The organism is Serratia sp. G204Y (genome assembly GCF_051172435.1).
Taxonomy (GTDB): domain Bacteria; phylum Pseudomonadota; class Gammaproteobacteria; order Enterobacterales; family Enterobacteriaceae; genus Serratia; species Serratia sarumanii.
In genome coordinates, this window is sequence record NZ_JBPIZA010000002.1 from 82,413 (window position 1) to 95,991 (window position 13,579).

A 13,579-nucleotide genomic window follows, 5' to 3' on the forward strand; every position below is an offset into this window, starting at 1 on the left:
GCTAGTGTCAGCTGTCAATTCTCCCACATTGGAATCCCATGACCAAATACAGCCTGCGTGCGCGCATGATGATCCTGATTCTGGCCCCGACCTTGCTGATTGGTTTGCTGCTCAGCACCTTCTTCGTGGTGCACCGCTATAACGAGCTGCAGGAGCAACTGGTCGACGCCGGCGCCAGCATCATCGAGCCGCTGGCGGTGGCCAGCGAGTACGGCATGACGTTCCGCAGCCGCGAATCGGTCAGGCAGTTGGTCAGTCTGTTGCACCGCCGCCATTCGGACATCGTGCGTTCGATCACCGTGTTCGATGCGCAGAACAATTTGTTCGTCACCTCCAATTATCACCACAACTTCGCTCAGCTGCAGCTGCCGAAAGGCGTGCCGTTGCCTACCGAGCTGATGCTCACCCGACGCGGCGATTCGCTGATCCTGCGCACGCCGATCCTGTCGGAAAGCCAGTATCCGGATGAAACCGCCGACGGCGGTAGCCACCCCGACAACAACCTGGGCTATGTGGCGATCGAGCTGGATCTGCAGTCGGTGCGGCTGCAGCAATATAAAGAGGTGTTCGTCTCCACCCTGCTGCTGTTGCTGTGCATGTGCATCGCCATCCTGTTCGCTTACCGGCTGATGCGCGACGTGACCGGCCCGATCCGCAATATGGTGAATACCGTCGACCGTATCCGCCGCGGCCAGCTCGACAGCCGCGTGGAGGGCTACATGCTCGGCGAGCTGCACATGCTGAAGAACGGCATCAACTCGATGGCGATGTCGCTCACCGCCTATCACGAAGAGATGCAGCAGAACATCGATCAGGCCACCTCCGACCTACGTGAAACGCTGGAGCAAATGGAAATTCAGAACGTCGAGCTGGATCTGGCGAAAAAACGCGCGCAGGAAGCGGCGCGCATCAAGTCCGAATTCCTGGCCAACATGTCGCACGAGCTGCGCACCCCGCTCAACGGCGTAATCGGCTTCACCCGCCAGATGCTGAAAACCGATTTGAGCGCGACCCAGACCGACTATTTGCAGACCATCGAACGCTCGGCCAACAACCTGCTGACCATCATCAACGACGTGCTGGACTTCTCCAAGCTGGAGGCCGGCAAGCTGGTGCTGGAGCATATTCCGTTCGCCCTGCGTGAAACGCTGGACGAAGTGGTGGTGCTGCTGGCGCCCAGCGCCCACGATAAGGGGCTGGAACTGACGCTGGATGTGCACAACGACGTGCCGGAGCAGGTGATCGGCGACTCGCTGCGCCTGCAGCAAATCATCACCAACCTGCTGGGCAACGCCATCAAGTTCACCGAAACCGGCAATATCGATATTCGCGTCGAGCTGCGCAAACGGCTGGATCGCCGGGTGGAAGTGGAAGTGCAGATCCACGACACCGGCATCGGCATCTCCGAACGCCAGCAGTCGCAGCTGTTCCAGGCATTCCGTCAGGCAGACGCCAGCATCTCCCGCCGCCACGGCGGCACCGGGCTGGGGCTGGTGATCACGCAAAAACTGGTGAAAGAGATGGGGGGCGATATCTGCTTCCACAGCCAGTTGAACCGCGGCTCGACCTTCTGGTTCCACATCACGCTGGATCTGAACGAGGGCATGCTGTCGCTGGCGCCGAGCCTGCCGGATCTGAACGGCAAAACGCTGGCCTATATCGAGTCCAACCCGACGGCGGCGCAGGCGACGCTCAACATGCTCAGCGTCACGCAGCTGGTGATCACCCACTCGCCGACGCTGGCCCAGCTGCCACCAGGCCACTATGACTTCCTGCTGGCCGGCGTGCCCATCCCGTTCCGCGACAACATGGCGCAGCACGAGGACAAATTGCTGGCCTCGCTGAAGCTGGCCGATCGGGTGATTCTGGCGCTGCCGTGCCAGGCGCAGATCGACGCCGAGCTGCTCAAGCAACAAGGCGCGCTCGGCTGCCTGATCAAGCCGATCACCAGCACCCGGTTGTTCCCGCTGCTCAGGATGGAGACACAGACACGCCTCACCGCGCCGCCTGAGCGTAAACGCCTGCCGCTGACGGTGATGGCGGTTGACGACAACCCGGCCAACCTGAAGCTGATCGGCACGCTGCTGGGGGAACAGGTAGAAAAAACCCTGCTGTGCGAGAGCGGCGAGGAAGCGCTGGCGCTGGCGCGCGACAACGTGCTGGATCTGATCCTGATGGACATTCAGATGCCGAAGATGGACGGCATTCACGCCAGCGAGCTGATCCGCCAACTGCCGCATCACAACTCCACGCCGATCGTCGCCGTTACCGCCCATGCCGCCAGCGGCGAGCGCGAGCACCTGCTGCAGGCCGGGATGGACGACTATCTGGCCAAGCCGATCGACGAGAAAATGCTGACCCGCGTGCTGTCGCGCTACCACAGCGGCGACGTGGAAAACGCCGTCGCCGACGACGCGCCGCTGTCGCTCGACTGGCCGCTGGCGCTGCGCCAGGCGGCCAATAAACCGGATCTGGCGCGCGATCTGCTGCAAATGCTGCTCGATTTCCTGCCGCAGGTGCGCGAGCGGGTGCAAGCGCTGCTCGACGGCCAGCATGACGACGAGATCCTCGATCTGGTCCATAAGCTGCACGGCAGCTGCAGCTACAGCGGCGTGCCGCGCCTCAAGCAGCTGTGTTTCTACCTCGAGCGGCAGCTGCGCCAGGGCGTCACCAACGACGAGCTGGAGCCGGAGTGGCTGGAGCTGTTGGATGAGATTGAACTGGTGATCCACGCGGCGCGCGCGCATCTGACGCAACCGGCCTGAGTCCTCAGGCCATAACGCAAAAAGGCACGCCGCAGCGTGCCTTTCTTTTTAACGCCAGACGCCTATCACTGCGCCAGCAGGTACAGCTGGCTCTCGCCGCGCTGGATATTCAACGCCAGCACCGACGGCTTGCTGTCGAGGATTTTACGCAGCTCGCCCAGGTTCTGGATCGGCTGCTGGTTCACCCCCAGGATCACATCGCCCTTTTTCAGGCCGATACGCGCCGCGGCGCTGCCGGCTTTCACGCTGTCCACCTTGACGCCCTTCACATTGCCGACCTGGGTGTTGCTCAGCTCGGCGCCTTCGATGCCGGTGTAGATATTGCCCGAGGCCACCTGAGTCTGCGCGCTTTGCTCCAGCGTGACGTCAATCGTCACCGGTTTGCCGTCGCGAATAATGCCCAGCGACATCTTGCTGCCGACCGGCAGCGTGCCGATCTCCGCCCGGAACGAGGCGAAGCTGGAGATGGCCTTGCCGTTCATGGTGACGATCACGTCGCCGGCCTTGATGCCCGCCTTCGCGGCGGAAGACTTCGGCATCACCTGGCTGACGAAGGCCCCGCGCTGCGCGTCGACCTTCATCGCCTTGGCCAGCTCAGAGTTCAGCTCGGTGCCCATGATGCCCAGCTCGCCGCGTTTCACCTGGCCATATTCGACCATTTGCGCCGTCAGGTTTTTCACCATGTTGCTCGGAATGGCGAAGCCGATACCGATGTTGCCGCCGTCCGGCGCCAGGATCGCGGTGTTGATGCCGATCAGCTCGCCGTTCAGGTTAACCAGCGCGCCGCCGGAGTTACCGCGGTTGATCGCCGCATCGGTCTGGATGAAGTTTTCATAGTTTTCGATGTTCAGGCCGCTGCGCCCCAGGGCGGATACGATGCCCGAAGTGGCGGTTTCACCCAGCCCGTACGGGTTGCCGATCGCCACGGTGTAATCGCCGACGCGCAGCTGATCGGAATCCGCCATCTTGATCGCCGTCAGATTCTTGAAGTCTTTCAGCTGGATCAACGCGATATCGGAACGCGGATCCTTGCCGATCACCTTGGCGTCGAAACGGCGGCCGTCACTCAGCTGCACCTGGATCTTGTTGGCGTTGTCCACCACGTGGTTATTGGTCACCACATAGCCCTTGGCGGCATCGATGACCACCCCGGCGCCCAGCGCCTGGAATTTCTGCTGCGTGCCCTGCGGCTGCCCATCCGGCCCTGGCTGTTCGCCGCCCTGACACATCGGCGAGCCCTGGAATGGCGAACCATCCTGGCAGAACGGCGAATCTTCGCCGAAGAACTGTTGGAACTGCTGCGGCATGCGCGGCGTATTGACCGTGGTGCTGCCCTCAACGTTAATGCTCACCACGGAAGGCATCACCTTTTCCAGCATCGGCGCCAGGCTCGGCAGCTGTTGGGTGTTGGAAGAGGCGGTTTCAGCGGCGCTGGCCGTGACCGGGCCCATCGCCATACCGATACTGAATGCCAATGCGCTCAGAACTAATGCGGTTTTTTTCATCTGTGTGTCTCTTATAAAGTCGTTCAAAAAGAATGGCCGTCTTGCGTGCTTATTCAGAGTTAATTAATAGCCCGAAGTTCCGGCACAGATGATTGGCAATAGTAAACAAATATTGTACGTCTTTACAAAAGTCGAGACAGCCAACCGGTTGGAATTGCTGACAATTATTCTTCAGTTGAATTATTCCGCCGCCATCAATCGACGATATTCATCATAGGCGTAAAGGTCGGTCATTCCGCTGATATAGTCCTGCAATAAACGGGCGCGGAAATAATATTCCCGAATGGCTTGCTGCTCCGGCGATAAATGCTGCAGCCCCTCTACCGCCTCCGCATACGCCAGCCGATGCTTGGTGGACAGCTTATGGAACAGGCGCGTTTCGATCGGGTAAGCGCGGTGGCTGTCCTCGCGCACCAGCTGGCTGAAGTCCGCCAGCGACATCGCCAGCAGCGGGCTGTAAATGTCCAGCAGGCCGCTGATCACCCGGTAGCCTTGCAGCTCGAGCTGCTCGACCTCCGGGTGGTTGAACACGTGCTTGAACGCCACATTTTTAAATATTTTCAGCAGCCGGTACGCCGGGCTGGAATCCTCCAGCAGCGCCTGATTGAAACTGCCCTGATAGACCGCGTCCAGATTGTCGATAAAGCGCTGCGCCGCATGCGGCACCAGCCGCGCCACGGTAAACACCCGCAGATACATGAAGAACTGATCTTCCGCGCTGCGCCGCGCGCCGCCGCGATCGATCTTGCGAAACGCGCTGGCGACGGTCTTGTCGAACAGATCGCCCGGCGCCACCTCGCCCCACTCCTGAATCAGGTGCTGATACAGCTGCTCGACGGTGAAAATGCTCTTCTCCACCGCGTCTTCCAGATCGGCCACGCAGTACGAGATATCGTCGGCGGCCTCCATGATATAGGTCAGCGGGAAACGATCGAACTCGCCCATGTGCAGCTCGCGCCGCAGCCGATCGACGAAGGCCTCTTCCGCCAGATAGTAGCCGGGCTTTTTCATCAGATAGCTGTGGCTGGCGGGGATGTCGCTCGCCCAGTAGGCCGGGCGGGTGTATTTCAAAATGCAGCCGACCTGCGCGTAGGTCAGGTTGAGCTTCAGCAGGCTGTACACCATGCGGATCGCCTGGGCGTTGCCCTCGAAGTGGCTGAGATCCTGACGGATCCGGCTGCGCAGCCGGTTCAGATCGCTCTCCCCTTCATGCAGGCGCAGCGTCGCCACCTGGCAGCGATCGTGGCTGCCCGGCTCGCTGCCGCAGCTGGCGGGATCGAGCCGTTGGGCGAACCAGTCGTTGATCGCCGACTCGCCGAAGTGACCGAACGGCGGGTTGCCGATGTCGTGCATCAGGCAGGCCATTTCCACGATGCTTTCAAACGGATCGAGCAGCCGGGTGAGGCCGAGCTCATCAATTCTCCCCGCCTGTTTGAAGCGGTTGAGGATCTCTTTGGCGATGTGGCGCCCGACCTGCTGCACCTCCATCGAGTGCGTCAGGCGGCTGCGCACCGCCGCGTTGCGCTCCAGCGGAAACACCTGGGTTTTTTGCTGCAGACGGCGAATGGCGGCCGAGTTGACGATGCGCCCGCGATCGCTCTCGAACTGCCGCACGATGTCGTACTCTTCCTCGGCCTCGATCGGTTTGCTGAAAGGCCGTTGGAAGCTGATTTTTTGCTTGAAGTCGATCCCGGACATCTGTTTCTCCGCCGTTGCGCCCTGCCCCCGTGATAACAATTCCCGGCGGCGGATGCAACGCATTATCTCTCTCACACAGCCATGATAGACTATGCCGCAATTCTCACGGCCAATCAGCGAGTGTTATTTATGAAAGTAGGCATCATCGGCGCAATGGAGCAGGAAGTCACCCTGCTGCGCGATCAAATCGAAAACCGTCAAACCATCCAGCGCGCGGGCTGCGAAATCTACACCGGCCAGATCGGCGGCGTTGAGGTGGCCCTGCTGAAATCCGGCATCGGCAAAGTTTCTGCGGCCATGGGCACCACCCTGCTGCTGGAACACTGCAGCCCGGATCTGGTGATCAACACCGGTTCCGCCGGCGGCCTGGCCAGCACCCTGCGCGTGGGCGATATCGTGGTGTCGGAAGAAGTGCGCTACCACGACGCCGACGTCACCGCCTTCGGCTACGAGCCGGGCCAGATGGCCGGCTGCCCGGCGGCGTTCGTCGCCGACGACGCGCTGATCGCGCTGGCGGAAGGCTGCATCAAACAGCTGGATCTGCACGCGGTGCGCGGCCTGATCTGCAGCGGTGACGCCTTCATCAACGGCGCCGAGCCGCTGGCGCGCATTCGCGCCACCTTTCCGCGCGTCGCCGCCGTGGAAATGGAAGCCGCGGCGATCGCCCACGTCTGCCATCTGTTCGGCACGCCGTTCGTGGTGGTGCGCGCCATTTCCGACGTCGCCGACAGCGAGTCGCACATGAGCTTTGACGAGTTCCTGGTGGTAGCGGCCAAACAGTCCACGCTGATGGTCAACGCCATGCTGCAAACCCTGGCCAAGCGCGGTTGATGTGAGGCTGCGCTTTACCTCGATGCTCTGTCTGTTGGCGCTCTGGCTGGCCATGCCGGCCGGCGGCGCCCAGCGGGTGATCAGCCTGGCGCCCAACGCCACCGAACTCGCCTATGCCGCCGGCATGGGCGATGTGCTGGTGGCGGCGAGCGCCTATTCCGATTATCCGCCGCAGGCCGCCAGGCTGGAGCAGGTGGCCACCTGGCAGGGCATCAATCTGGAGCGGGTGCTGGCGCTCAAGCCGGACCTGATCCTCGCCTGGCGCGGCGGCAATCCGCAGCGCGTGCTGGATCAGCTCGCCGCGTTCGGCATCCCAATTTTCTATGCGGACGCCGACAATCTCGAAGGGATCGCCGGCTTGCTGGATAAGCTGGCGCAATACAGCCCGCACCCGGAGCAGGCGCATCAGGCAGCGGAAGGCCTTCGCCGCCAGTTCGCCGCTCTCAAACAACAGTACGCCGCTAACTCGCCACGGCGCGTGCTGCTGCAGTTCGGCACCCAGCCGCTGTTCACCAGCGCCGGCGCCACATTGCAAAGCCAGGTGCTGGCGCTGTGCGGCGGGCAGAACGTCTTCGCCGACAGCCGCACCCCTTGGCCGCAAATCAGCCGCGAGCAGGTGCTGGCGCGTCGGCCGCAGGCCATCGTCATCACCGGCGGCGCGAAAGAAGCCGCCAATGTGAAAGCCTTCTGGGCGCCGCAGCTGCAGGTGCCGGTGATCGCGCTGAACGAAGACTGGTTCAACCGCGGCGGGCCGCGCATCCTGTTGGCGGCGCAGCAGCTGTGCCGCCAGCTGGCGGAGATCCGCTGATGCTGGTGTTCTGGTTGGATATTCTCGGTACGGCGGTGTTCGCCATCTCCGGCGTACTGCTGGCCGGCAAGTTGCGCATGGATCCGTTCGGCGTGCTGGTATTGGGCGTGGTCACCGCGGTCGGCGGCGGCACCATCCGCGACATGGCGCTGGCCAACGGCCCGGTGTTCTGGGTCAAGGATCCCACCGATCTGGTGGTGGCGATGATCACCTGCGTCTTGACGCTGCTGCTGGTGCGCCAGCCGCGCCGTCTGCCGCAGTGGGTGCTGCCGGTGCTGGACGCCGTCGGACTGGCGGTGTTCGTCGGCATCGGCGTCAACAAGGCCTTCGCAGCCGGCACCGGCCCGCTGGTGGCAATCTGCATGGGGGTGATCACCGGCGTCGGCGGCGGCATTATCCGCGACGTGCTGGCGCGCGAGATCCCGATGATCCTGCGCACCGAGATTTACGCCACCGCCTGCATCATCGGCGGCATCGTGCACGCCACGGCGTTTTACACCTTCAGCATGCCGCTGCAACAGGCCATGATGCTGGGCATGATCATCACCCTGGCCATTCGGTTGGCGGCCATCCGCTGGCACCTCAAATTGCCCGCCTTTATTCTCGAACGCTGAGCCGTCGCCCTGTGGGGCGGCGCTTGGCAACGCCGCATTTAGTGATTCATTAGACTAAAAACGGGCCTGGTGGTATTATTTTCACCCAATAAATAGCGTAGTGACGATGTAAAATTCTGTTATCCGCAGGTTAATCCCCTCCCCGCGCTGTTAAACCTTTTTAACTTTTTGCCGATAAGTCATCACAAGATTGCTTACGGATGGCTATTCCCGCAATGATGAAAAAAATCCTGCTTGCCTGCTGTGGCGCCCTGCTGAGTGGCGCCGCGCATGCCGATGCCGTCAACGGCCGGATCGGCGTTACTCTGACCATTGAACCGCAATGCGCCGTGCGCCTCGAGGCCGCCGCCCCACGGGCCGAATGCAGCCATGCGGCGGCGCAGCCGAACATTACCCGCCAACCGGCGCTGGAGAACGGGGCGGAAGTGATCCTCGTGGAATGGTAGGCATAAAAAAACCCGCCGGCCGTAAGGCGAGCGGGTTGACATTCTGACAGGCAAACTCAAATGCTGAACGACGAACCGCAACCGCAGGTGGTTTTGGCATTCGGGTTGGTCACCACGAAGCGCGACCCTTCCAGCCCTTCGGTGTAGTCCACCGAACCGCCGACCAGATACTGCAGGCTCATCGGATCGACCACCAGCGCCACGCCCTGCTTCTCGATGGTCATATCGCCATCGTTGACCTTGTCGTCAAAAGTGAAGCCGTACTGGAATCCGCTGCAGCCGCCGCCGGTAATGTAAACCCGCAGCTTAAGGTTCGGATTTTCTTCGTCAGCAATCAGGAACTTAACCTTGCTTGCTGCTGCCTCGGTAAATTGCAGGGGCAGTGCCGTTTGATCACTCATACTCTTTACTCCCAACATTGTTCAGCATCAGATCGCTACTATGGCTGCCTGATTAATATTAACGATTATCCGATACCTGAGTGTTGCGTTCAAGTATTCACCGCATTTGTTGTATTTTCCTTACCTGTTTTCTCCGCCGCTTCCCGCACCAGCTGCGCCTCCTGCCTTTGCAGCGTGCGGGCCAGGATCGACGAATACAGCGGCTTGCCGCCGAGCAGCTGCGCCACCACCGTGGCGCCGAGGCAGGTGATGATCATCGGTAAAATGAGTTGGTAGTTGTCGGTCATTTCCAGCACCAGCACGATGCCGGTCAGCGGGGCGCGCACCGTAGCGGCGAACAGCGCCCCCATGCCGGCGATGGCGAAGGTGCCCGCCTCGATGCCGTACTGCGGGAACAGGTGCGCCCCGGCCAGCCCGAAGGCGGTGCCAAACAGCGTGCCCAGCGCCAGCATCGGCGCGAAGATGCCGCCCGGCGCGCCGGAGCCGAAGCACAGCAGCGTGGTGAAGATGCGGGTGATAAAGATAAACATCAACATGCCGACGCTGTAATTGCCCGCCGCGGCGATCGGGATCAGCCCAAAGCCGCCGCCCGCCGCCTCCGGCTGGATCAGCCCCAGAATGCCGCACACGCCGCCGAGCAGCCCGCCCATCAGCAAGACATTGCGCATTCTGCCGCCGTGCAAACGCGCGAACATATCCTGAGTGCGGAAGATCAGCGCGTTGAACCCCACGCCCACCGCGCCGAATATCGCCCCCAGCACCAGATAGAGCCACAGGGTATTGATGGGCGCCGAAGAAAGTTTGTCGACCGCGATCACCGAGCCCTGGCCGTTAAACAGCTGGAATACCACGCTCGACATGATAACGCCGATAAACACCGCTTTAATCGAGATCAGGTTGTAGCGAAACTGCGGCCGCATCTCTTCGATGATGAACAGGATGCCGGCCAGCGGCGCATTGAAGGCGGCGGACAGCCCGGCGGCAGCCCCGGTCGCCAGCAGCGTATGACGCGCCTCGGCGCCGCGAATGCGCAGCACGTCCAATACCATGCGCCCGACGTTGCCGCCCATTTGCACCGTGGGCCCTTCGCGCCCCAGCACCATGCCCGCCCCCAGTGTGCCCATGCCGCCGATGAATTTCACCGGGATCACGCGCCACCAGCGCACCGGCCGCAGCTCCTCCAGCGCGCCTTCGATCTCCGGAATGCCCGAGCCGCCCGCCTCAGGGGCAAAGCGCCGCACCAGGTAATAGCCCAGCGCCGCCAGCGCGGCGGACAGGATAAACGCCAGCGGCCACACCAGGATCCAGGAGTCGGCGACCTGCGCCAGCGAAGCCAGCCGCTGCTGCTGCACCCACTCCACCGCCTTATCGAAGGCCACGCCGAGCAAACCGGCCAGCGTCCCCACCAGCGCGGCCATCACCAGGATCGCCACCGGCGTTTTATCGCGGCGAATAAACTGACGCACCGCATCGCTGCGGCTAAGACGCGGGCTCAACGTCCCGACTGGCTGTGAATGTGTTTCCGTCATCGCGAGTAATTCGTCAGGTAATTTGTAATACAAATAGGCAAGGCGGTTATTCTACCCCAACCCGGCGGCGCGCGCTGCCGTTAATGGTATCTGACTGTGATCGTTTCATAACGCGGCGCTCTCCTCTAGAATAGCGCGGTCAAATCATTCAAAAGAGAATCCAGGAGCCGATTTATGAGCCTACACAGCAAGTCCGAAAGTCTGTACGCCCAGGCGCAACAGTTGATCCCCGGTGGGGTGAACTCTCCGGTGCGTGCATTCACCGGCGTGGGCGGAGTGCCGCTGTTTATCGAGCGGGCAGACGGGGCTTATCTGTTCGATGCCGACGGCAAGGCCTATATCGACTATGTCGGTTCCTGGGGGCCGATGGTGCTGGGGCACAACCACCCGGCGATCCGCGACGCGGTGATCGAAGCGGCGCAGCGCGGCCTGAGCTTCGGCGCGCCGACCGAGATGGAAGTCAAAATGGCGCAGTTGGTCACCGAGCTGGTGCCTACCATGGATATGGTGCGCATGGTGAACTCGGGCACCGAAGCCACCATGAGCGCCATCCGCCTGGCGCGCGGCTACACCAACCGCGATAAAATCATCAAGTTCGAAGGCTGCTACCACGGCCACGCCGACTGCCTGCTGGTGAAAGCCGGTTCCGGCGCGCTGACCCTCGGCCAGCCGAACTCACCGGGCGTGCCGGCCGATTTCGCCAAGCACACCCTGACCTGCACCTATAACGACCTGGATTCGGTGCGGGCCGCCTTCGAGCAGTACCCGTCCGAGATCGCCTGTATCATCGTCGAGCCGGTCGCCGGCAACATGAACTGCGTGCCGCCGCTGCCGGAATTCCTGCCGGGCCTGCGCGCGCTGTGCGACAAGTACGGCGCGCTCTTGATCATCGATGAAGTGATGACCGGCTTCCGCGTGGCGCTGGCCGGCGCACAGTCCTATTACGGCGTCGAGCCGGATCTGACCTGCCTCGGCAAAATCATCGGCGGCGGCATGCCGGTGGGCGCCTTCGGCGGCCGCCGCGACGTGATGGACGCGCTGGCGCCGACCGGCCCGGTCTACCAGGCGGGCACCCTGTCCGGCAACCCGATCGCCATGGCGGCGGGCTATGCCTGCCTGACCGAAGTGTCGCAGGTGGGCGTGCACCAGACGCTGACCGAACTGACCGAGATGCTGGCCGCTGGCCTGCTGCACGCGGCGCAGGAAGAGAATATCCCGCTGGTGGTCAACAACGTCGGCGGCATGTTCGGCCTGTTCTTCACCGACGCGCCGGCGGTCACCTGCTACCAGGACGTGATGCAGTGCGACGTGGAACGCTTCAAGCGCTTCTTCCATCTGATGCTGGAAGAAGGGGTGTATCTGGCTCCGTCCGCCTTCGAAGCGGGCTTCATGTCCGTGGCGCACAGCAAGGAAGACATTCAGCGCACCATCGACGCCGCGCGTCGCTGCTTCGCCAAGCTGTAATCCCGGCCGAATGGCCAAAAAAACGGGTGCCTCGGCGCCCGTTTTGCTTTTCGCTGCCGCTTAAAGCAGCGTGCCGTAAATGGTCAACAGCGCCACCACCACCACGATGATCATCGTCACCTTGCGCGCCAGCGTCACCGCCGCCCGCGGCGTTTGCACCGGATCCATATGCGGATCGCGCGCCAGCGAGAACTGCGCCAGCCGCGTCAGCACCTGATACGACGATGAATGCCGATCCCCCAGCGAGGCGAACCAGGCCGGCAGCGCCCGCTCGCCGTGGCCAAACAGCGCGTAGGCCACCCCGGCCAAACGCACCGGGATCCAGTCCAGCCAGTTCAGCAGGTGATCGATGCCCGATTGCGAACGCTCCAGCGGCGTATTGTGGCGCGCCAGCCAGGTTTGATAGGCGCGCAGGAAGGCATACCCCGCCAACGCGATCGGCCCGTAAGGCCCAAAGACCACGAACCAGAACAGCGGCGCTAGATAATAACGGAAGTTGATCCACAGCAGCGCGTTTTGCAGCTCGCGCAGGCGCAGCTCTTCGCTGCAGTCCACCGGCAAACCGTGGATCAACGCCAGCTCTTCCGCCATCTGATCGCTGGCGTGGGTATCGCCCTGCCGCGCCGCTTTCAGGTAGGCGCGGTAGTGTTTGCGCTTGATGCCGGCGCCGACGCACAGCAGATCGATGACGATCCACAGCAGCAGCGTCACCAGGCCGAAGAACAACCCGTGCGACAGCCACAGAACGCCCCAGACGACCACCATCCAGGCGGCGGTCATCGCCAGCGTCTGCGCCAGCGAAACCCGATGCAGCCGCTGAAACACCACTTCGAGACGGTGATCCAGCTGCCAGTGTTCTCCCAGCTTAAACAGGCGCTCCCAGGCCAAAACCAGCAACAGCGTAAACAGCGTCATTAGCGATTCCTCTCCCTATTTCTTGTCTCAAGCATAGCGTCGGCGGGCGCGCCGCGTTGTTCCAGAGATGCCAGATAGCGATCCCAATCGAACGCCGGCCCGGGATCGGTCTTGCGGCCGGGGGCGATATCGCAATGCCCGGCGATATTGGCCACCAGCGGCGGATAATGTTCGGCCAGCAGCGCGGTGACCGCCTGCAGCGCGCGGTATTGCGCCTCGGTGTAGGGTAACTGATCGGTGCCTTCCAGCTCGATGCCGATGGAGAAATCGTTGCACCGGTCGCGCCCCTGATACAGGGAAACGCCCGCGTGCCAGGCGCGCTGGTCGAAGGGCACGTACTGCACGATCTCCCCGTCGCGGCGGATCAGGCAGTGCGCCGACACCCGCAGCTGATGGATCTCGGCAAAATAGGGATGCTGTGCGGGATCGAGCGTGCCGGTAAACAACTGGTCGATATAGGGGCCGCCGAACTCGCCGGGCGGCAGGCTGATGTTGTGGATGACCAGCAGCGACGGCGGCTCGTCATCCGGGCGCCGATCGCAGTGCGGCGAGACCACTCGCGTCACCCCGATAATCCAGCCATTTTCCAACTGCATCAGACAC

Annotated in this window: 12 protein-coding genes; 6 read left to right on the forward strand and 6 right to left on the reverse strand. The window is 62.3% G+C overall.

The features are described 5' to 3' along the window. Window positions 1–38 precede the first annotated feature (38 nt). Window positions 39–2,765: a two-component sensor histidine kinase BarA gene (gene barA / locus ACSBQQ_RS14835; protein ID WP_033649229.1), complete on the forward strand. Its 2,727-nt coding sequence runs from the start codon at window positions 39–41 to the stop codon at window positions 2,763–2,765. Between the two features lie 65 nt (window positions 2,766–2,830). Here barA and degP read toward each other — a convergent pair whose 3' ends face one another. Together degP and dgt are read right to left on the reverse strand one after the other, a co-directional pair. Further along, a complete protein-coding gene (gene degP, locus ACSBQQ_RS14840; protein ID WP_033649228.1) occupies window positions 2,831–4,270 on the reverse strand; it encodes a serine endoprotease DegP in 1,440 nt (479 codons plus the stop codon). Between the two features lie 180 nt (window positions 4,271–4,450). After that, window positions 4,451–5,968, reverse strand: a complete 1,518-nt coding sequence (gene dgt / locus ACSBQQ_RS14845) for a dGTPase (protein ID WP_033649226.1) — start codon at window positions 5,966–5,968, stop codon at window positions 4,451–4,453. Window positions 5,969–6,097: 129 nt separating this feature from the next. Between dgt and mtnN the strand changes: the two genes are divergently transcribed. The 4 genes from mtnN to ACSBQQ_RS14865 all read left to right on the forward strand — a co-directional run bounded on the left by mtnN (window position 6,098) and on the right by ACSBQQ_RS14865 (window position 8,667). Then, a complete protein-coding gene (gene mtnN, locus ACSBQQ_RS14850; protein ID WP_033637132.1) occupies window positions 6,098–6,799 on the forward strand; it encodes a 5'-methylthioadenosine/S-adenosylhomocysteine nucleosidase in 702 nt (233 codons plus the stop codon). A gap of 22 nt (window positions 6,800–6,821) precedes the next feature. Then, complete coding sequence (gene btuF, locus ACSBQQ_RS14855) at window positions 6,822–7,607, forward strand: vitamin B12 ABC transporter substrate-binding protein BtuF (RefSeq protein WP_033649279.1); 786 nt, start codon at window positions 6,822–6,824, stop codon at window positions 7,605–7,607. Continuing rightward, a complete protein-coding gene (locus ACSBQQ_RS14860) occupies window positions 7,607–8,221 on the forward strand; it encodes a TRIC cation channel family protein (RefSeq protein ID WP_033637131.1) in 615 nt (204 codons plus the stop codon). Before btuF ends, ACSBQQ_RS14860 begins: the two co-directional genes overlap by 1 nt. A 215-nt stretch (window positions 8,222–8,436) precedes the next feature. After that, window positions 8,437–8,667 (forward strand): hypothetical protein, encoded by a 231-nt coding sequence (locus tag ACSBQQ_RS14865; protein ID WP_050438977.1) that lies wholly within the window; start codon window positions 8,437–8,439, stop codon window positions 8,665–8,667. 56 nt (window positions 8,668–8,723) lie between these two features. Here the strand turns inward: ACSBQQ_RS14865 and erpA are convergent, their stop codons facing one another. Then, on the reverse strand, window positions 8,724–9,068 hold the full coding sequence (gene erpA / locus ACSBQQ_RS14870) for an iron-sulfur cluster insertion protein ErpA (protein WP_033649222.1): 345 nt from the start codon (window positions 9,066–9,068) through the stop codon (window positions 8,724–8,726). A gap of 89 nt (window positions 9,069–9,157) precedes the next feature. After that, complete coding sequence (gene clcA / locus ACSBQQ_RS14875; protein ID WP_060428648.1) at window positions 9,158–10,597, reverse strand: H(+)/Cl(-) exchange transporter ClcA; 1,440 nt, start codon at window positions 10,595–10,597, stop codon at window positions 9,158–9,160. A gap of 174 nt (window positions 10,598–10,771) precedes the next feature. On the opposite strand from clcA, the gene hemL reads away from it, so the two are divergent. Beyond that, window positions 10,772–12,061, forward strand: a complete 1,290-nt coding sequence (hemL, locus tag ACSBQQ_RS14880) for a glutamate-1-semialdehyde 2,1-aminomutase (protein ID WP_033637128.1) — start codon at window positions 10,772–10,774, stop codon at window positions 12,059–12,061. Between the two features lie 60 nt (window positions 12,062–12,121). Here the strand turns inward: hemL and ampE are convergent, their stop codons facing one another. Together ampE and ampD are read right to left on the reverse strand one after the other, a co-directional pair. After that, complete coding sequence (gene ampE / locus ACSBQQ_RS14885) at window positions 12,122–12,976, reverse strand: beta-lactamase regulator AmpE (RefSeq protein ID WP_060428650.1); 855 nt, start codon at window positions 12,974–12,976, stop codon at window positions 12,122–12,124. Then, complete coding sequence (ampD, locus tag ACSBQQ_RS14890; protein WP_033652921.1) at window positions 12,976–13,572, reverse strand: 1,6-anhydro-N-acetylmuramyl-L-alanine amidase AmpD; 597 nt, start codon at window positions 13,570–13,572, stop codon at window positions 12,976–12,978. Before ampD ends, ampE begins: the two co-directional genes overlap by 1 nt. Window positions 13,573–13,579: the final 7 nt, after the last annotated feature.